Origin of the sequence: Streptomyces sp. NPDC005374, from assembly GCF_042872225.1 — a bacterium.
Classification (GTDB): Bacteria; Actinomycetota; Actinomycetes; order Streptomycetales; family Streptomycetaceae; genus Streptomyces.
The window spans coordinates 39,938-58,717 of the sequence record NZ_JBIAKA010000026.1; the positions used below are offsets into that span (position 1 = coordinate 39,938).

Genomic DNA, 18,780 nt, shown 5'->3' on the forward strand with positions numbered 1-18,780 from the left:
CGGCCCAGGGGAACAGGGGAACAGGGGAACAGGGGAACAGGGGAACAGGGGAACAGGGGATCAGCCCTCCTGGGCCTCCATGAGCTCCAGCAACTGCCCCGCCTCGGCCCGCCGGGCCCGTGCCGTCTCGTCATCGCGAGTGTCGCGAGCCTCACCGTAGGCGTCGAGCACCGCACGCGCGCGTGCCGCCGCCTCCGCCGGACGGCTCAGGTCGGCCGCCAGCCAGCCCGCCGCTAGTTCGGCGCCGGTACGGGCGTCCAGGGCGTCGTCACCGACCGAGGCGAACACCACGACGGCCTCCACCACCTGCGCCAGCGCCTCCTCCAGCACCGCCCGGATCGAGTCGTCCTCGGCGTCCTCGGCCACGGAACGGGCCAGCAGATCGCCGAACTGCCGGTGGGTGTGCGCGAGTTCGGTGACCAGCCGCTGCCGCGCCTCCTCGTCGGCCCGGCCGTCGGCCAGCGCGGCCTCGCATTCCCGGACCGCGTCCGTCATCCGCTCCCGCGCCGCGTCCGCCCCGTCGTCCTCCGCGCGCAACGCGAGCCACGCGCGTGCACGCAGCGAACGGACGAGGCCGTGGACGTTGCCGAGCCCGCGCCACAGATCACCCGCGCGCGCGTACGCCCGGTCCGCCTCGGCGGGCAGACCCGCGGCCCCCAGGGACTCGGCGGCGAGGTGGGCGAGCGTCGCGTGGTCGTGCTGCTCGGGCCAGTGCCGGGCGATCTCGGCGGCCTGAAGACGCCGCTCGGCGGACTCCCGGTGCTCGCCCAGCTCGCCCAGACAGTCGCCGAGCCACCACAGCGTCTGTACGACCACCCCGTCGCCGTGCGTCTCGGCGCTCAGGTCGGGCAGCGCCGACTCCAGCACCTCCGCGGACTCGGCCCACCGGCCCAGCCGCAGCAGGAACCCGCCCAGCTGGTGCCGGGCCCAGGCACCCAGCGTCGGGCCCTCACCGGCCTCGTCGGCCCAGTGAGCGGCCTCCAGGGCGTGCTCGGCGGCCTCCTCGGCGAGTCCCCGGCCGCCGACGACCTCCGCGAGCTGGAGGTGCAGCTGGGCCCGCCCGATCGCCTCCAGGTGCGGACCGCCGTGCTCCAGGGCCGCCCGCAGTGCCCGCTCGGTCCCGGCCGGGTCGCCCAGGTGGTGCATCAGCCCGGCCAGCCGCGCCTCGTACTCCACCGCGAACCACGGCAGGCCCGCGGCCACGAACCGTGCCGCCGCCCCCGTGAACAGCTCCGCCGCCGCCTCCACGTCCCCGGCCCGCGCGGCCAGCTCCGCCAGCATCGCCTGCGCCTCCGCGACCCGTGCGGCGAGCCTGACGTCGTCCTCGGTGCGCCCTTCGACGAGGGCGAGCACCTCCCGCACGGCCTGCTCCGCCTCGGGCAGGACCCCGTCGTCCTCCGTCTCGTGCACCCGCCGCAGCAGGATCCGCGCCCGGGACATCAGCACCGACGCCGTCTGCGGCACGCCCGTGCCGTCCGCGGCATAGAGCGCGAGGACCTCGTCGCAGGGTCCGGCGATCGCCGCGAGCGCCTCGTCCACCTCACCGGCCAGCGCGCGTACGTACGCGGCACGCGCGCGTGCCGCCAGCGCTTCGCCCGGGTCGCCCGCCTGCGTGTACAACTCGGCGGCCCGCTCGAACAGTTCGGCACCCTCGGGCCCCAGGTCCATCGCCTCGTGGTCGGCGATCTCCGCCCGGTCGCGCGGGTCCAGCTCCGCCTCCCTGCCCTGTGCGGCCCTCTCGACCGCCGCCCACGCCTCCACGGCGTTCGGCCGGAGGGTGTCCGACAGCCGCCGTGCCTCGGCGATCAGCGCGGGCAGAGCGGTCTCCCGAGCGGTCACCGGGACCGGCGGCACGACCAGGGGAGCGGCGGCCGTCCGGACCGCCCGCACTCCCAGCGGCAGCCGTTCCACCAGTGGCTCCTGTGCCATACGCGCGCGTGCCCGCTCGCTGACATGGGCCGTGCCGTTGCGCTCGTCGAAGCGGGCGGCCAGCGCGAGGGCCTCCTCGCGCGCGTGGACGGCGAGTTCGGCCGCGGTCCAGGAGCGGCCCGAGGGGCCCGGCACCGGCCTGTCGCCCAGACCCAGTTCGCTGAGCCTGTCCATCAGGAGGGCCGACACCGCCATGAAGTCCAGCCTGCTGCGCGGATGTCCGTCGTCCGTGAAGTACGCGGGACGCTCCGCGAGCAGCTCCAGGCCGCGCGCCTCGTTGCCGCTGAGGGCGCAGAACTCGACATGGTCCGCGTAGGCGCCGCGCATGCTCTCCATGGACCGCACGAGCCTGAAGCCCCGCAGATGGTTGGCACGTGCCTCGTCGAGCCGCCCCAGCCGCAGCAACGGCGTCAGGGAGGACGCCAGGGCCGCGTGCGGCTCGTGGGCGCACGTGAACTCGCCCGCCAGGACGGGCGCCCACAGGTCGAGCGCCTCGCCGTCCCGCCCGCGCTGCGCCTGCCACCAGCCCTGTTCGTGCAGCTCGCAGGCGTGGCAGTCGGCCATGCTGTCCCGGTCGGCGGCCAGCCAGGCGGCGTACGCCCGCTCGGCCCGCGCCAGGTCCCCGACGTGCGCGGCCACACTGTACTCGGCGCTGCGCACGGCCCGTTCGGAGTGCCCGGCCAGCCGGTAGCGGTGCTCCATCTCGCCGAGCCACTTCTCCATGGCGGCGAGCGGGATGTGCGGCTGGTCGAGCATGCCGGTCGTCATCCACTTGAAGACCCAGTGCAGCGAGTGCGTCTCGTACTCGTCGAAGTCCTCGGGGTGTTCGTCCCACATGCGCAGCAGACGCGCGAAGGGGACGAACATCTTGGCCTTCTCGGAGCTGTAGTTGTAGACCTTCAGCTGGTGTCCGAGCGCCTCGATCACCGCGAGCGGGATGTTCAGCTTCTCGGCCTCGGCGAGCAACTGCTCCGCGCGCGCGTTGCGGGCGGGGCCCTCCGGCTCCTCGGAGTTCTCCGCCATCGCCCGGCGCAGGGCGTCGAAGCCCGGGCTCCCGTGGTTGCCCTCGAACCCGTCGGTGGCGCTCATCAGGGGGCCTCCTCGCCGTTCGTGGCCCACTCCAGGAGGCCTATGAAGGCCCTGTTGAGCAGCGCCGAGTCCGCGGGCCTGAGCGGGCGCTGGGCCATCAGCAGCGCCTGCCCGTACAGGGACTCGGTGGCGGTGCCCATCAGTTCCGGATCACCGAGCGAACCGATCCGCCGTACGAGCGGGTTGAGCTGGTTCAGCACCAGACGCGCGCGTGGAGCGCTGCCGCGCAGCGAGCCGAGGATGCCGGCCCACAGGTCGTCGGCCTCCCCCTCGGCCTCCGCGCGCGCCTGCTCGTGGCGGGCGTCCCGGTCGTCCAGGTGCAGCGCGGGCACGGACAGCGGCCGGAAGGCACGCAGGACGACGTCACAGCCCAGCGGGTCGAGCCTGGCCCGCGCGGCCGCCAGGAAGCCGGACAGCGCCAGTTCCTCGGCCGGATCGACCAGGTTCAGATGGGCGGTCACGGTCTCCGCGTCCAGCTCGGCGACCACCGTCCCCGGCCGCACCGAGGGCAGCGCCTCGACCAGGTCACTGTCGTAGGTGTAACCGCCGTTGACCACCCCGACGCCCTGCGCCGACGCGATCGGAGCGACCTGCCGGTACTCCTCGACGGTCCGGGTGAAGTGCACCACCGCGTGCCGCTGCGCGAACTCCTCCAGGGACAGCCGCCCGTCGGTCGTCTCGAACGGCAGCCACGGCAGCATCGTGCGCAGCATCTCCCGGTCGTGCCGCGCGAGCGACTTCACGCCCAGGTGGTGCACGGACAGGAAGGCCGCGAGCCGATCGGGATCACCGGCCGCGAGCCCCGTCAGCCAGGACCGGATCCGTTCCCCCAGCGCTTCCCGTACGGCCGCCAGCGTCTCGTCCTCGTACAGCGACTCGCGCGAGGCCGTGGGCCGCAGACTGTCCGTGTCCAGGACGCACCGCACGAAGAACGCCCAGTCCGGCAGCAGCTGTTCGGCCCGTTCGGTCAGCAGCATGCCCTTGAGGTGCACGCGATGCGTCGCCCGCTGGGCGGGACTGACCGCCGAGGGAAGGACGTAGGCCACGCCCCGGATCCCGGCCAGCGGCACGTTCAGCTCGATCGAGTCCAGCGGTGTGAAGCCGAACAGGTCGTGGCAGTGCCGGGCCAGGGCCACCCTGCGGGTGGCGGGGGAGGGGTACGGCCGGTCCCAGGGCGCGGGCAGATCGGTGACCGCCTCGTCGCCGACCCGCACGTCGTACGGCAGCAGCGAGCCGAAGTCCCGCGCGAGCTGGAGGACCCGCGCCGGTGTCAGCCACTCGGCGGCGCCCGCCCGCGCGATCAGATGCACGGTGGTCCCCGGCTCCGGACGGGCGTCGTGGGGCAGCGTCCGCACGCGGTACGAACCGTCGTCGCTCGCCGTCCACTCCACCGGCGGCGCGTCCGGCGTACGGGCACTGCGGCTGACCACCCGGATCCGCTCGGCCACCACGAAGCACGCGAGCAGACCGATGCCGAACTGCCCGAGGAAGTCGGAGCGGGCCTCCTGAAGTCCCTCGGCCCGCTTGGAGCTGCGTCCGATGGTGGCCAGCAGGTTGTGCACGTCCGCCTCGGTGAGGCCCACCCCGGAGTCCTCGACCCGGAGCGCGCCCTGCTCGGCGTACAACCGCACTCTGGCCGGGGCGTCGGGCTGCTCCGCTCGCCGGGCCGTGATCGCGTCCACCGCGTTCTGGAGCAGCTCGCGCAGATAGACCTTGGGGCTGGAGTAGAGGTGATGGGAGAGGAGGTCCACCAGACCGCGCAGGTCGACCTGGAACGTATGAGGTTGCTGAGGTACCTGGGGTGTCTGTGATGACTGTGAGGTCTGGGAATCCATCGTCGCAGCGCCGGTGGGGGGAACATGCGTACAGCGCGGGTCGGGCGGTCCCGGGTGGGGCGGTGACCGCGGGGGATGGCCGGAGCGCGTCATCCTAAGTCCCCAACCAGCCGTCTGACCAGGGGTTTCCCAGTACGTATACGGCAATGTCAGTGGCGTGGTGTGCAATGGATCTCGTGCCCGCACTGGAAGAACCGCTGAAACAGCCACTGAAGTCAGTGCTCGGCCCCGCCACCGCGAAGGTGATGGCCGAGCACCTCGGCCTGCACACCGTCGGTGACCTTCTGCACCACTACCCCCGCAGATACGAGGAGCGGGGGCAGCTGACCCACCTCGCCGACCTGCCCATGGACGAGCACGTCACCGTGGTCGCCCAGGTCGCCGACGCCCGCCTGCACAGCTTCGCCTCCGCCAAGGCGCCGCGAGGCAAGGGCCAGCGACTGGAGGTCACCATCACGGACGGCAGCGGCCGCCTCCAACTGGTCTTCTTCGGCAGCGGTGTCCACAAGCCCCACAAGGATCTCCTGCCGGGCACCCGCGCGATGTTCTCGGGCAAGGTCTCCCTCTTCAACCGCCGCCTCCAACTGGCGCACCCGGCGTACGAGTTGCTGCGCGCGGACGCGGAGGAGACGGTCGAGACCTGGGCGGGCGCCCTCATCCCCCTCTACCCCGCCACCGCCAAGCTGGAGTCCTGGAAGATCGGCAAGGCGATCCAGACGGTGCTGCCGAGCGCCCAGGACGCGATCGACCCCCTCCCGGAGTCCCTTCGCGAGGGCCGCGGCCTGGTCGCCCTCCCCGAAGCCCTTCTCAAGATCCACCGCCCGCACACCAAGGCCGACATCGCCGACGCCCACGCCCGCCTCAAGTGGGACGAGGCCTTCGTCCTCCAGGTCGCCCTCGCCCGCCGCCGTCACGCGGACGCCCAACTCCCGGCAATCCCCCGCGTACCGGCCCCCGACGGCCTCCTGAGCGCCTTCGACGACCGTCTCCCCTTCACCCTCACGGAAGGCCAGCAGAAGGTCTCCAAGGAGATCTTCGACGACCTGGCGACCGACCACCCTATGCACCGGCTGCTCCAGGGAGAGGTCGGATCGGGAAAAACCATGGTGGCCCTGCGCGCCATGCTCGCCGTCGTCGACGCGGGCGGGCAGGCCGCCATGCTGGCGCCCACCGAGGTGCTCGCCCAGCAGCACCACCGTTCGATCGTGGAGATGATGGGCGACCTGGCCGAGGGCGGCGTGCTCGGCGGTACCGAGCACGCCACCAAGGTCGTCCTGCTCACCGGCTCGATGGGGACGGCCGCGCGCCGGCAGGCCATGCTGGACCTGGTCACCGGCGAGGCAGGGATCGTGATCGGCACGCACGCGCTGATCGAGGACAAGGTGCAGTTCCACGACCTGGGCCTGGTCGTGGTCGACGAACAGCACCGCTTCGGCGTGGAGCAGCGGGACGCCCTGCGCGGCAAGGGAAAGCAACCGCCCCACCTCCTCGTCATGACGGCCACCCCCATCCCACGCACGGTCGCCATGACGGTCTTCGGCGACCTGGAGACCTCCGTCCTGGACCAGCTCCCGGCCGGCCGCTCCCCGATCGCCAGCCATGTGGTCCCCGCCGCCGACAAGCCCCACTTCCTCGCCCGCGCCTGGGAGCGGGTCCGCGAGGAGGTGGAGAACGGCCACCAGGCCTACGTCGTCTGCCCGCGCATCGGCGACGACATCGACGAAGGCGCCGACCCCAAGAAGTCCGCCAAGAAGAAGTCCGCTGAGGACGAGGCCGAGAAGCGCCCGCCGCTCGCCGTCCTGGACATCGCCGAGCAGCTCACCAAGGGCCCCCTGAGCGGCCTCCGCGTCGAGGTCCTGCACGGCCGCATGCACCCCGACGACAAGGACGCGGTCATGCGCCGCTTCGCCGCCGGCGAGACCCACGTCCTGGTCGCCACCACGGTCATCGAGGTCGGCGTCAACGTCCCGAACGCCACGGCGATGGTCATCATGGACGCCGACCGTTTCGGCGCCTCGCAGCTGCACCAGCTGCGCGGCCGGGTCGGCCGGGGTTCGGCCGCGGGCCTGTGCCTCCTGGTCTCGGAGATGCCGGAGGCGAGCCCGGCCCGCCAGCGCCTGAACGCGGTCGCGTCGACCCTGGACGGCTTCGAGCTGTCCCGGATCGACCTGGAGCAGCGCCGGGAAGGCGACGTCCTCGGCCAGGCCCAGTCGGGAGCCAGGACCTCACTGAGGGTCCTCGCCGTGATCGAGGACGAGGAGATCATCGCGGAGGCGAGGGAGGAGGCGACGGCGGTGGTCGAGGCGGATCCGGAGCTGACACAGCTCCCCGGCCTGCGTACAGCCCTGGACGCACTCCTGGACGAGGAGAGAGAGCAGTACCTGGACAAGGGCTGAGGAACAGCTCCCCGGGGGCGCGGCGCCGCATCGACCACGCGGGTACCGCCGCGCGAGCGCGACCAGCCACAATGAACCTGAAGCCGCCCACGACAAGGACCGAAGATGACCCGCGTGATCGCCGGCAAAGCCGGCGGACGCCGCCTGGCAGTCCCGCCGGGCAACGGCACCCGCCCCACCTCCGACCGCGCGCGCGAAGGCCTCTTCTCCACCTGGCAGTCCCTGCTCGGCGGCCCGCTCCAGGGCGAACGCGTCCTCGACCTGTACGCGGGTTCAGGAGCTGTCGGCCTGGAAGCGCTCTCCCGGGGCGCGAGCCACACCCTCCTCGTCGAGGCCGACGCCAGAGCGGCCCGCACGATCCGGGAGAACGTCAAAAGCCTGGGCCTCCCCGGCGCCGAGGTCCGCGCCGGCAAGGCGGCACAGATCATCCAGGCGCCGGCGCCGGCAGAGCCGTACGACCTCGTCTTCCTCGACCCCCCGTACGCCGTCACCGACGACGATCTTCGGGAGATTCTCCTCACACTCCGCACCGAACACTGGCTCGCGCCGGAGGCACTGGTCACCGTGGAGCGCAGCACCAGAGGCGGTGAGTTCGCCTGGCCGCCCGGCTTCGACGCGGTCAAGGCCCGTCGCTACGGCGAGGGAACGTTTTGGTACGGTCGCGCCGCCTCTACGTGCGAAGACGCACGATGACCGGACCGGAGAGCGAGGGATCTCAAGTGCGCCGCGCCGTCTGTCCCGGGTCGTTCGACCCGATCACCAATGGACACCTCGACATCATCTCCCGCGCCTCCAGACTGTACGACGAGGTCTATGTCGCGGTGATGATCAACAAGTCCAAGAAGGGCCTCTTCGAGATCGACGAGCGGATCGAGATGATCCGCGAGGTCACCGCCGAGTACGGCAACGTGATCGTGGAGGCCTTCCACGGCCTCCTCGTCGACTACTGCAAGGAGCGCGACATCCCCGCCATCGTCAAGGGGCTGCGCGCGGTCAGCGACTTCGACTACGAGCTCCAGATGGCCCAGATGAACAACGGCCTCTCGGGCGTCGAGACCCTCTTCGTCCCGACCAACCCCACCTACAGCTTCCTGTCCTCCTCGCTCGTCAAGGAGGTCGCGACCTGGGGCGGCGACGTCTCCCACCTGGTGCCGCCGCTGGTCCTCGAAGCCCTGAACGAACGCCTCCGCAAGGGCTGATGGGGCTACAGTCGTCCCGTCCGTCTCCAACACAGCTGTAGAGAGTGGCGAGCACAGGTGGACGTGCAGAAGAAGCTCGACGAGATCGTGGCCTCGGTCTCCGGCGCACGGTCGATGCCGATGTCGGCCTCGTGCGTGGTCAACCGCGCCGAACTGCTCGCGCTGCTGGAGGACGTGCGCGCGGCCCTGCCCGGTTCCCTCGCGCAGGCCCAGGAGCTGATCGGCGGCCGTGAGCAGATGGTCGAGCAGGCCCGTCAGGAGGCGGACCGCATCATCTCCGGGGCCCACGCCGAGCGCGGCTCCCTCATCTCCGACACCGAGATCGCCCGTCGCTCCCAGGCCGAGGCCGACCGGATCGTGAACGAGGCCCGCCAGGAGGCCGAGGAGGTCCGCGCCGAGGCCGACGACTACGTCGACTCCAAGCTCGCCAACTTCGAGGTCGTCCTCACCAAGACCCTCGGCTCGGTCGGCCGCGGCCGCGAGAAGCTCCTCGGCACCGGCCCCGGCACCGACGAGAACGGCTACGAGGACGAGGACGCCCCCGAGCGCAGCCACGACCCCGAGACCCTGCGCAAGGACGCCGACTCCTACGTCGACGCCAAGCTCGGCGCCTTCGAGGCGGTCCTCGCCAAGACCCTGGAGGCCGTCGGCCGTGGCCGACAGAAGCTGCACGGCCGTATCGCCTCGGACGACCTCGGCGCCCTCGCCGACGACACCTCCACCGTCCAGCACTCCAGCGACGCCGACTACCTGGCCGACCTTACCGCCCTCGCCGAGCAGGACAACCGGGCCGCGGCCCGGGTACCGGCCGAGCAGCAGGAGTACGCCCAGCAGCCGGCGTACGGCTACCAGCAGCAGACCGACGCCTACGCCGGCTATCAGCAGCAGCACGACCCCTACGCCCAGCAGGACCAGTACGGCTACCAGCAGGCCGATCCGTACGCCTACCAGGGCTACGAACAGCAGCAGGCCGCCTACGACCCGCACCAGGCCCAGCAGCCCCAGCACGCCCAGCAGAGCTACGCCCTGGACGAGACCAGCCTCTTCGACACCGGCATGATCACGCCGGAGCAGCTGAGGGCGTACGAGCAGGGTCGCGGCCAGTAAGAGACCACCGGATTGGGCCGTGAGCGAAAGGTCCAGTATCCTGGCTCCTCGGTCGCGTGTACGTCCGCGATCAACGCTGCCCCGGGAAGCACCGAGGGGCGGCGTCCCTCTGAGCTCGAAGATCGAAAGCAGGAATGGCCCTGAACGCCCGCCTCGACCACCGCAACCCTCTCGTGTTCGACACACACGAGCTGGGTCGGCGTCCTGGCGCGCTCCAGCGCCTGACCCGTGAGATCGACGCCCCCAAGGATTTCGGGATCCAAGGGGTCATCGGGGTGCCGGAAGGCGCTCCGGTCGGGCTCGAACTCCGCCTGGAGTCGGTCATGGAAGGGGTGCTTGTCACAGGCACCGCCCGTGCACTGGCCAAGGGGGAGTGCGTAAGGTGTCTGGAGCCGCTGGAGCTGGAGCTCGAAGCGGACTTCCAGGAGATGTTCTCGTACCCTGACGCCGACGACCGTGGCCGTGTGAAAGCGGAACCGGTCGGCGACGCCGAGGATTCCGCAGAAGACGAGGACAGGCTCTTCATCGAGGACGGTCTTTTCGACCTCGAACCCGTGCTGCGTGATGCGGTGGTGCTCGCACTGCCGATGCAGCCGGTGTGCCAGGACGACTGTCCCGGCCTGTGCTCCCAGTGCGGAGCCCGGCTGGCGGACGACCCGGACCACCACCACGATGCCGTCGACATCCGTTGGGCGGCACTGCAGGGACTCGCCGGTTCACTCGAAGATGGCGAGAAGGACGAGATCAGCGGCGCTGAAGCAGGCGCCGACGAGAAGCAGGAGAAGTAGCCGTGGCTGTTCCGAAGCGGAAGATGTCGCGCAGCAACACGCGCCACCGCCGGTCGCAGTGGAAGGCTGCGGTCCCCACCCTGGTTGCGTGCGAGCGCTGCCACGAGCCCAAGCTGCAGCACATCGCGTGCCCTGCTTGCGGCACCTATAACAAGCGCCAGGTCCTCGAGGTCTGAGCGGCTGGTGAGAGGCACTGTGTCCACGCCGAAGAAGAACTCGGGCGACAATCAGGCCTCGTCCCACACGCTGTTGGAAGGGCGGCTCGGGTACACACTCGAGTCCGCCCTTCTGGTGCGTGCGCTGACCCACCGTTCGTACGCGTATGAGAACGGCGGTCTGCCGACCAACGAGCGACTGGAGTTCCTCGGGGACTCCGTGCTCGGCCTCGTGGTCACGGACACGCTGTACACCACCCACCCCGACCTGCCCGAAGGCCAACTGGCCAAGTTGCGGGCCGCGGTGGTCAACTCACGCGCACTGGCGGAGGTCAGCCGTGGGCTCGACCTGGGCTCCTTCATCCGGCTCGGCCGTGGTGAAGAGGGCACGGGCGGCCGGGACAAGGCGTCCATCCTCGCCGACACCCTGGAAGCGGTGATCGGCGCGGTCTATCTCGATCAGGGCCTCGAAGCGGCCTCCGAACTGGTGCACCGCCTGTTCGATCCGCTGATCGAGAAGTCCTCCAACCTCGGTGCCGGCCTGGACTGGAAGACCAGTCTCCAGGAGCTCACCGCGACCGAAAGTCTCGGCGTGCCCGAGTACCTGGTCACGGAGACCGGCCCCGACCACGAGAAGACCTTCACTGCTGCCGCCCGCGTCGGAGGCGTCTCGTACGGCACCGGCACCGGCCGCAGCAAGAAGGAGGCGGAGCAGCAGGCCGCGGAGTCCGCCTGGAGGTCCATCCGGGCCGCCGCGGACGAGCGCGCCAAGGCGGCGGCGGAGAAGACTGTTGAAGTCGTCGAAGCCGCCGGGGACGACGAAGAAGGTCCGTCGTCCGTCTCCGCCTGACGTCCTGAAGCACGGGGCGTCCGAAGAGCAGCGCAGCCGAGCGCCTGTCCCTGAACACCGGGGCGGGCGCTCGGTTCATACACCGGTCCGTGACGGGGGAGCCCCATGCCCGAGTTGCCCGAGGTCGAGGTCGTACGGCGCGGTCTTGAGCGGTGGGTCGCCCACCGTACGGTCGCCGACGCCGAGGTACTGCATCCGCGTGCGGTACGGCGTCACCTCGCCGGCGCGGACGACTTCGCGCACCGGCTCAGGGGCCATCGCGTCGGCACCCCGAGCCGTCGCGGAAAGTACCTCTGGCTGCCCCTGGAGGACACCGACCAGTCGGTCCTGGCGCACCTCGGCATGAGCGGCCAGCTGCTGGTCCAGCCGCACGCGGCGCCCGACGAGAAGCACCTCAGGATCCGGGTGAGGTTCGCGGACGAGGTCGACACCGAACTCCGCTTCGTCGACCAACGCACCTTCGGCGGGCTGTCGTTGCACGACAACACCCCCGACGGACTGCCCGACGTCATCGCGCACATCGCGCGCGACCCCCTCGACCCGCTCTTCGACGACGAGGCCTTCCACCAGGCCCTGCGCCGCAAGCGCAGTACCGTCAAACGGGCCCTGCTGGACCAGTCGTTGATCAGCGGAGTCGGCAACATCTACGCGGACGAGGCCCTTTGGCGTTCCCGCATCCACTACGAGCGCCCCACCGCGGGCTTCACCCGCCCGCGCACGGCCGAACTCCTGGGCCATGTCCGGGACGTGATGAACGCGGCCCTCGATGTGGGCGGCACCAGCTTCGACAGCCTGTACGTCAACGTGAACGGGGAGTCCGGGTACTTCGACCGGTCCCTGGACGCGTACGGCCGTGAGGGGCTGCCGTGCAAGCGGTGCGGTACGCCGATGCGCCGACGGCCCTGGATGAACCGGTCCAGCTACTTCTGCCCGAGGTGTCAGCGGGCGCCGCGCGTCACGTCGTAGCGCTCGCGGGCGGCCATGACGTCGATCATGTTGCCCTCCAGGAAGTGGATGAGGTCCAGCAGCCGCTCGGCGATCCCGCGGCCGAGCGGGGTCAGCTCGTAGTCGACCCGGGGTGGGTTGGTGGGCTGGGCCTCGCGGTGCACCAGGCCGTCGCGCTCGAGCCCCTGGAGCGTCTGGGAGAGCATCTTCTCGCTCACGCCGTCGACCCGGCGGCGCAGCTCGTTGAAGCGCAGCGAGCCCTCGTACAGGGCGCCGAGCGTGAGCGCGCCCCAGCGGCCCGTCACGTGTTCCAGCGTGCCGCGCGAGGGGCATGCCTTGGCGAACACATCGAACGAGAAGTCCGGTGCCTCCAAGGGCTGCTGCGTGGTGTCCATAGCACGAGCGTACTGGAAGAGGGCACTAACCGACAGGTTGCACTAACCAGAAGTTAGTGCAACCGTCGTCGGTATCTGCTAGTAGCCGAAGTCCTGCGTCCACCAGGGGCCGTCGGTCCCGAACTGCACGCCCACGCCCAGCGTCTTGAAATCGCAGTTCAGGATGTTGGCCTTGTGGCCGGGGCTGTTCATCCAGGCTTCCATGACCGTCGCCGGGTCGGCCTGGCCCCGGGCGATGTTCTCGCCGCCGAGGCTGGTGATCCCGGCCTGCGCGGCGCGGTCCCACGGCGTCGCGCCGCTCGGGTCGGTGTGGTCGAAGAAGCCCTGGTCGGCCATGGCCTTGCTGAAGGCGGTGGCCAGGTCGGCCAGCGCGCTGTTGGCGGCGACCGGGCTGCAGCCGACCTTCGCGCGCTCGACGTTGACGAGCCGGAGCACCTCGGCCTCGGCGGCTGCCTCCGTGGAGACCTCCACCGGCGCGGTGGTCTCCTGCTTCGCCGGCTCCCGCTCCTGCTGCGAAGGAGTCGCCTCGGGCTTCTTGCTCGGCGTGGCCGCCGGCTTCTTCGTCGGCTTCTCGGCCGGCGCGGCCGTGGAGGTCGAGGGGGACGGCGCGGGCGAGGCGGAGCGGTCGGCGTCGCGGCTCGTCGAGCTGCCGTCCTCGCGCCTGTCGGCGCTGCCGGAGGTGCCGCCCTGCTCGGCCGGGGTGTTGGTCGGCGAGCCCGCCGCCTGCACGTCGCCGCCGGTGCTGCTGCTGTTGCCGCCGCCCAGCTTGTAGCTGTCCAGGCCGGGCACCACGCCCGTGGCCACCGCTACCGTGCCGATCGCGACGGCCGCCGAGACCCCGAGCAGACCGGTCTTGACCGGCGTCACGAGGTTCCGCTTGCGCCTGCGGTGCGAGCCACTGCGCCGGGAGCCGTCGGCCGGCGTGTAGCCGTCGCCCCGGAAGAGCGCGTACTCCTCCTCCGACGCGAACAGGTAGGCATCACTGCGCGCGTAGGGGTCGGAGCCGGCGTGGCCCGGGCGGGGGGTGGTGACCGCCGAGGCGAAGTTGTACGAGTCCTGTGGGTCGAACGCGCTCCCGTGGGAGCCGTGCGTATCAGTGACCCCCGTGGCGCGGCCCGTGGCGGCGCGGCCGGCGGCGGAGCGTCGGTGGCGTCCCATGTCCTTGCCTTCCTCGTCTGTTCTTGAGGTCGACGCGTCCCCCCGGTCAACCGAAGTCACAAAACCCACACGATCGAGTGAGTTTCGTATGAGATTCATTGGCAGCGGACAGTACCGCATGGCGCCAGAGGAAGGAGAGCCCAGAGAGACTTTGGCCGGTTAGGTTGCACCCATGAGCGAGGATGTACGACTGGTCGCCTGGGTGCGAGGACGCGTCCAAGGTGTGGGTTTCCGCTGGTTCACCCGGGCCAAGGCCCTCGAGATCGGCGGCCTGAGTGGTTTTGCTCTCAATTTGGACGACGGACGCGTCCAAGTGGTCGCGGAGGGACCGAGAACGGGATGCCAGGGACTCCTGGACTGGCTCCTGGGCAACGACACGCCCGGCCGCGTGGACGGCGTCACCGAGATGTGGGACACACCCCGCGGGGGTTACGACGGCTTCGCCATCCGATGAGGCGTTTCTGTAAAACGGCCCAGGCGGAAGCGGAGGGACATGCCACCGGTACCTGCCCGGAGCAGAAAGGCGCTGGTGGTTGCCAAGAAGGGCACGCCGTGGCAAGCTCCGCCCCTACGGATGATCGTCACCCCTCGAGGGCCCCGCGAGAACCGCAGCGCCGCCGTTCCGAGCCGCGCCGGCCAGGGTTGCCCGCCAATACGGGGCGTGATCGTGTTGACCGTCAAACTTTTTGGTGAGACGCTGAAAGCACCCCGCGCACCTTAGCTGTTTGGCATGGATGAACGGCAGCAAGAACTCAAGAGTGTCAAGCACCGCGGGTGCGAATCCCTCACGACCCACACCGCTTCGGTCGGTCACTCATTGTGGAGGACCATCCATCATGGCAAAGGCGCTTCTCGGTTACGTCGGCGGCTCCGACCCTCGACTCCTCGCCGAGATGCGACGGCTCCAGCAGCGCGTCCAGGACCTGGAATCCGAGCTCAACCGGATCCAGGCCGAGAACGACGAGCTCGCGGCTGCCGCTTCTCACGACAGGATCATGGAGAGCATCGACGCACACCAGGCGGAGCCCGCGCTCACCTGATCACTGCATCGCTCCACGACAGCTCACGCAGTGGTTGGGCAGCCTGTATCAACCGCTAAGTTGTCAGAGTTTGCAAGGGACGCTTCGGCGTCCCTTCTTTCTTTCCCCCGTGCACCCTTTCACTCTCTTAACGTTTGGTGTGCCCTGCACGTTCAAATGTGAAACCGCGGGCAACAGCGCGTTCATGGAGCGAGACACCCCCGGAAGGTAGAGTCCAGCGGCGTGCACCTCAAGGCCCTGACCCTCCGGGGGTTCAAGTCGTTCGCCTCGGCGACCACGCTCCGGTTCGAACCGGGGATCACGTGTGTCGTCGGTCCGAACGGCTCGGGCAAGTCCAACGTCGTCGACGCCCTCAGCTGGGTGATGGGCGAGCAGGGCGCCAAGTCGCTGCGCGGCGGCAAGATGGAGGACGTCATCTTCGCCGGCACCACCGGCCGCCCGCCGCTGGGCCGCGCCGAGGTGTCCTTGACCATCGACAACTCGGACGGGGCGCTGCCCATCGAGTACGCCGAGGTCACCATCACGCGGATCATGTTCCGCAACGGCGGCAGCGAGTACCAGATCAACGGTGACACCTGCCGTCTCCTCGACATCCAGGACCTGCTGTCCGACTCCGGCATCGGCCGCGAGATGCACGTCATCGTCGGCCAGGGCCAGCTCGACTCCGTCCTGCACGCCGATCCGATGGGCCGCCGCGCCTTCATCGAGGAAGCCGCAGGTGTCCTCAAGCACCGCAAGCGCAAGGAGAAGGCGCTCCGCAAGCTGGACGCGATGCAGGCCAACCTCGCGCGCGTGCAGGACCTGACCGACGAACTCCGGCGCCAGCTCAAGCCACTCGGCCGGCAGGCCGCGGTCGCCCGCCGGGCCGCCGTCATCCAGGCCGACCTCCGCGACGCCCGCCTGCGACTGCTCGCCGACGATCTCGTACGACTGCGGCAGGCGCTGCAGACCGAGGTCGCGGACGAGGCCGCGCTGAAGGAGCGCAAGGAATCGGCCGAGCAGGAGCTGAAGAAGGCCCTCCAACGCGAGGCGCTGCTGGAGGACGAGGTACGCCGGCTCACGCCCCGGCTCCAGCGGGCCCAGCAGACCTGGTACGAACTCTCCCAGCTGGCCGAGCGGGTCCGCGGCACGATCTCGCTGGCCGACGCGCGCGTGAAGAGCGCCACGTCGGCCCCGCCGGAGGAACGCCGGGGGCGGGACCCCGAGGACATGGAGCGCGAGGCCGCCCGCATCCGCGAGCAGGAGGCCGAGCTCGAAGCGGCCCTGGAGGCGGCCGAGCACGCCCTGGAGGACACGGTCGCCCACCGCGCCCAGCTGGAGCGTGAACTCACGCAGGAGGAACGGCGCCTGAAGGACGTCGCCCGGGCCATCGCCGACCGCCGCGAGGGCCTCGCCCGACTGGGCGGCCAGGTCAACGCGGCCCGTTCCCGTGCCGCCTCCGCCCAGGCCGAGATCGACCGCCTCGCCGCGGCGCGCGACGAGGCCCAGGAGCGGGCGTTCGCCGCGCAGGGGGAGTACGAGGAGCTCAAGGCCGAGGTCGACGGCCTGGACGCGGGGGACGCGGAGCTGGCGGAACAGCATGAGGCGGCGAAACGACAGCTGGCGGAGGCGGAGTCCACGCTGACCTCGGCCCGGGAGGCGACCACGGCGGCCGAGCGCAAGCGGGCCGCGACGCAGGCGCGGCACGAGGCACTGGCGCTGGGGCTGCGGCGCAAGGACGGCACCGGGGCGCTGCTCGGCGCGAAGGATCGCCTCACCGGGCTGCTGGGCCCGGCAGCGGAACTGCTCACCGTGACCCCGGGCCACGAGGTGGCACTGGCGGCGGCGTTCGGAGCGGCGGCGGACGCCCTGGCGGTGACGTCTCCTTCGGCGGCGGCGGAGGCGATCCGGCTGCTGCGCAAGCAGGACGCGGGCCGGGCGTCACTGCTGTTGGCGGGGAGCCCCGAGACACCGGGTAACGGCGGGAGCGGCCACGGCGCACCCGCTCCCACCGGACACCGACTCGCGGCGGACCTGGTCCGCGGCCCGTCCGACCTCATGGCGGCCGTCGGTCGCCTCCTCCACGGCATCGTCGTGGTCGGCACTCTCGAAGACGCCGAGGACCTCGTCTACGGCCACCCCCACCTCACCGCCGTCACCGCCGAAGGCGATCTCCTCGGCGCCCACTTCGCGCACGGCGGCTCCGCGGGAGCCCCCAGCCTCCTCGAAGTACAGGCGTCCGTGGACGAGGCCGCCTCCGAGCTGGAAGAGCTGGCCGTCCGGTGCGAGGAACTCACCGGGACCCAGCACACCGCCGTCGAGCGCCGCAAGGAATGCGCCGCCCGGGTCGAGGAGCTGGGGGAGCGGCGCCGGGCCGCGGACCGGGAGAAGTCGGCCGTGGCCCAGCAGCTCGGCCGGCTGTCCGGGCAGGCGAGGGGCGCCGCCGGTGAGGCCGAGCGGTCCACCGCCGCGGCCGCGCGGGCGCAGGACGCGTTGGAGAAGGCCCTCGAAGAGGTCGAGGAACTGGCCGAACGGCTCGCCGTGGCCGAGGAGATGCCGGTCGAGGAGGAGCCCGACACGTCGGTACGGGACCGTCTCGCCGCCGACGGGGCCAACGCGCGGCAGACCGAGATGGAGGCCCGCCTCCAGGTCCGTACGCACGAAGAGCGGGTCAAGGGGCTCGCCGGCCGCGCGGACTCCCTCGACCGCGCCGCCCGCGCCGAGCGGGACGCACGCGCGCGTGCCGAACAGCGGCGGGCGCGGCTGCGGCACGAGGCCGCCGTGGCCGAAGCCGTCGCCTCAGGGACGCGGCAGTTGCTCGCCCACGTCGAGGTGTCGCTCGCGCGTGCGGACGAGGAGCGCACCGCCGCCGACACCGCCAAGGCCCTGCGGGAACGGGAGTTGACCGCCGCCCGGACCACCGGCCGCGATCTCAAGGCCGAACTCGACAAGCTGACCGACTCCGTCCACCGCGGTGAGGTGCTCGGCGCCGAGAAGCGGATGCGGATCGAGCAGCTGGAGACCAAGGCCCTGGAAGAGCTGGGCGTCGAACCGGCGGGACTCGTCGACGAGTACGGCCCGCACCAGCTCGTCCCGCCCTCCCCGCCCGCCGAGGGCGAGGAGCTGCCGGAGGATCCGGAGCACCCGCGCAATCAGCCCAAGCCGTTCCACCGGGCGGAGCAGGAGAGGCGGCTCAAGGCCACCGAGCGGGCGTACCAGCAGCTCGGCAAGGTCAACCCGCTCGCCCTGGAGGAGTTCGCGGCGCTGGAGGAGCGGCACAAGTTCCTCAGCGAGCAGCTGGAGGACCTGAAGAAGACCCGCACCGACCTGCTTCAGGTGGTGAAGGAGGTCGACGAGCGCGTGGAGCAGGTCTTCACGGAGGCCTACCGGGACACGGCGCTTCAGTTCGAGGGCGTCTTCAGCCGGCTCTTCCCGGGCGGCGAGGGGCGGTTGATCCTGACCGACCCCGACAACATGCTCACCACGGGTGTGGACGTCGAGGCGCGTCCGCCCGGCAAGAAGGTCAAGCGGCTCTCCCTGCTGTCCGGCGGCGAGCGGTCGCTGACGGCCGTGGCGCTGCTGGTGTCCATCTTCAAGGCGCGGCCCAGCCCGTTCTACGTCATGGACGAGGTCGAGGCGGCCCTCGACGACACCAACCTGCAGCGGCTGATCCGCATCATGCAGGAGCTGCAGGAGGCCTCGCAGCTCATCGTGATCACGCACCAGAAGCGGACCATGGAGGTCGCCGACGCGCTGTACGGGGTCTCCATGCAGGGCGACGGGGTTTCGAAGGTCATCAGCCAACGGCTGCGTTGATCCCCCATGACTTCAAGAAGTGAACGTTTGGAGCGCTCACCTGTCTAAGTTCTCACAATTCGCTGCGTTTGAATTGGAGACTTGAAGGCATAAGGTCAG

15 protein-coding genes are annotated in these 18,780 nt (G+C 70.8%); 11 read left to right on the plus strand and 4 right to left on the minus strand.

Annotated features, from left to right (window positions below; all coding sequences use genetic code 11):
• Positions 1–60: 60 nt before the first annotated feature.
• On the minus strand, positions 61–3,018 hold the full coding sequence (locus ACFYRX_RS43020; protein ID WP_389112384.1) for a tetratricopeptide repeat protein: 2,958 nt from the start codon (positions 3,016–3,018) through the stop codon (positions 61–63).
• On the minus strand, positions 3,018–4,853 hold the full coding sequence (locus ACFYRX_RS43025) for an HSP90 family protein (protein WP_389112386.1): 1,836 nt from the start codon (positions 4,851–4,853) through the stop codon (positions 3,018–3,020). The genes ACFYRX_RS43020 and ACFYRX_RS43025 overlap by 1 nt, the downstream gene beginning before the upstream one ends.
• A 167-nt stretch (positions 4,854–5,020) precedes the next feature.
• Between ACFYRX_RS43025 and recG the strand changes: the two genes are divergently transcribed.
• The 8 genes from recG to mutM all read left to right on the plus strand — a co-directional run bounded on the left by recG (position 5,021) and on the right by mutM (position 12,314).
• The gene (gene recG, locus ACFYRX_RS43030; protein ID WP_389112388.1) at positions 5,021–7,249 is read left to right on the plus strand and encodes an ATP-dependent DNA helicase RecG; all 2,229 of its coding nucleotides are present in this window, start codon (positions 5,021–5,023) and stop codon (positions 7,247–7,249) included.
• Between the two features lie 105 nt (positions 7,250–7,354).
• The gene (gene rsmD / locus ACFYRX_RS43035; RefSeq protein ID WP_389112390.1) at positions 7,355–7,942 is read left to right on the plus strand and encodes a 16S rRNA (guanine(966)-N(2))-methyltransferase RsmD; all 588 of its coding nucleotides are present in this window, start codon (positions 7,355–7,357) and stop codon (positions 7,940–7,942) included.
• A complete protein-coding gene (coaD, locus tag ACFYRX_RS43040) occupies positions 7,939–8,448 on the plus strand; it encodes a pantetheine-phosphate adenylyltransferase (protein ID WP_389112392.1) in 510 nt (169 codons plus the stop codon). Before rsmD ends, coaD begins: the two co-directional genes overlap by 4 nt.
• Before the next feature lie 57 nt (positions 8,449–8,505).
• Entirely contained in the window at positions 8,506–9,555 is a 1,050-nt protein-coding gene (locus tag ACFYRX_RS43045) for a cell division initiation protein (RefSeq protein ID WP_389112394.1), read from the plus strand.
• A 134-nt stretch (positions 9,556–9,689) separates the two neighbouring features.
• Positions 9,690–10,343: a YceD family protein gene (locus tag ACFYRX_RS43050; RefSeq protein WP_389112396.1), complete on the plus strand. Its 654-nt coding sequence runs from the start codon at positions 9,690–9,692 to the stop codon at positions 10,341–10,343.
• Positions 10,344–10,345: 2 nt separating this feature from the next.
• Entirely contained in the window at positions 10,346–10,519 is a 174-nt protein-coding gene (gene rpmF, locus ACFYRX_RS43055) for a 50S ribosomal protein L32 (protein WP_006139588.1), read from the plus strand.
• A 19-nt stretch (positions 10,520–10,538) separates the two neighbouring features.
• The gene (gene rnc, locus ACFYRX_RS43060) at positions 10,539–11,348 is read left to right on the plus strand and encodes a ribonuclease III (protein WP_389112516.1); all 810 of its coding nucleotides are present in this window, start codon (positions 10,539–10,541) and stop codon (positions 11,346–11,348) included.
• A 105-nt stretch (positions 11,349–11,453) separates the two neighbouring features.
• On the plus strand, positions 11,454–12,314 hold the full coding sequence (mutM, locus tag ACFYRX_RS43065) for a bifunctional DNA-formamidopyrimidine glycosylase/DNA-(apurinic or apyrimidinic site) lyase (RefSeq protein ID WP_389112398.1): 861 nt from the start codon (positions 11,454–11,456) through the stop codon (positions 12,312–12,314).
• On the opposite strand, the gene ACFYRX_RS43070 is transcribed toward mutM, so the two are convergent.
• Together ACFYRX_RS43070 and ACFYRX_RS43075 are read right to left on the minus strand one after the other, a co-directional pair.
• A complete protein-coding gene (locus tag ACFYRX_RS43070) occupies positions 12,287–12,688 on the minus strand; it encodes a winged helix-turn-helix transcriptional regulator (RefSeq protein WP_389112399.1) in 402 nt (133 codons plus the stop codon). The genes mutM and ACFYRX_RS43070 overlap by 28 nt on opposite strands.
• Positions 12,689–12,766: 78 nt before the next feature.
• Positions 12,767–13,846 carry a CAP domain-containing protein gene (locus ACFYRX_RS43075; protein ID WP_389112401.1) on the minus strand — a complete coding sequence of 360 codons (1,080 nt, stop codon included), beginning with the start codon at positions 13,844–13,846 and terminating at the stop codon, positions 12,767–12,769.
• A gap of 172 nt (positions 13,847–14,018) precedes the next feature.
• Here ACFYRX_RS43075 and ACFYRX_RS43080 point away from each other — a divergent pair, with 172 nt between their 5' ends.
• The 3 genes from ACFYRX_RS43080 (at position 14,019) to smc (ending at position 18,681) form a co-directional block, all read left to right on the plus strand.
• A complete protein-coding gene (locus ACFYRX_RS43080) occupies positions 14,019–14,300 on the plus strand; it encodes an acylphosphatase (RefSeq protein ID WP_389112403.1) in 282 nt (93 codons plus the stop codon).
• A 382-nt stretch (positions 14,301–14,682) separates the two neighbouring features.
• Entirely contained in the window at positions 14,683–14,886 is a 204-nt protein-coding gene (locus ACFYRX_RS43085; RefSeq protein ID WP_389112404.1) for a hypothetical protein, read from the plus strand.
• Positions 14,887–15,108: 222 nt separating this feature from the next.
• Positions 15,109–18,681 carry a chromosome segregation protein SMC gene (gene smc / locus ACFYRX_RS43090; protein WP_389112406.1) on the plus strand — a complete coding sequence of 1,191 codons (3,573 nt, stop codon included), beginning with the start codon at positions 15,109–15,111 and terminating at the stop codon, positions 18,679–18,681.
• Positions 18,682–18,780: the final 99 nt, after the last annotated feature.

Coding starts and splice junctions, on each gene's coding strand:
- coaD (WP_389112392.1), top strand. CDS start 7,939: ATGACCGGACCGGAGAGCGAGGGATCTCAAGTGCGCCGCGCCGTCTGT.
- ACFYRX_RS43020 (WP_389112384.1), bottom strand. CDS start 3,018: ATGAGCGCCACCGACGGGTTCGAGGGCAACCACGGGAGCCCGGGCTTC.
- recG (WP_389112388.1), top strand. CDS start 5,021: ATGGATCTCGTGCCCGCACTGGAAGAACCGCTGAAACAGCCACTGAAG.
- mutM (WP_389112398.1), top strand. CDS start 11,454: ATGCCCGAGTTGCCCGAGGTCGAGGTCGTACGGCGCGGTCTTGAGCGG.
- rsmD (WP_389112390.1), top strand. CDS start 7,355: ATGACCCGCGTGATCGCCGGCAAAGCCGGCGGACGCCGCCTGGCAGTC.
- ACFYRX_RS43025 (WP_389112386.1), bottom strand. CDS start 4,853: ATGGATTCCCAGACCTCACAGTCATCACAGACACCCCAGGTACCTCAG.
- ACFYRX_RS43075 (WP_389112401.1), bottom strand. CDS start 13,846: ATGGGACGCCACCGACGCTCCGCCGCCGGCCGCGCCGCCACGGGCCGC.
- ACFYRX_RS43080 (WP_389112403.1), top strand. CDS start 14,019: ATGAGCGAGGATGTACGACTGGTCGCCTGGGTGCGAGGACGCGTCCAA.
- ACFYRX_RS43070 (WP_389112399.1), bottom strand. CDS start 12,688: ATGGACACCACGCAGCAGCCCTTGGAGGCACCGGACTTCTCGTTCGAT.
- ACFYRX_RS43050 (WP_389112396.1), top strand. CDS start 9,690: ATGGCCCTGAACGCCCGCCTCGACCACCGCAACCCTCTCGTGTTCGAC.
- ACFYRX_RS43085 (WP_389112404.1), top strand. CDS start 14,683: ATGGCAAAGGCGCTTCTCGGTTACGTCGGCGGCTCCGACCCTCGACTC.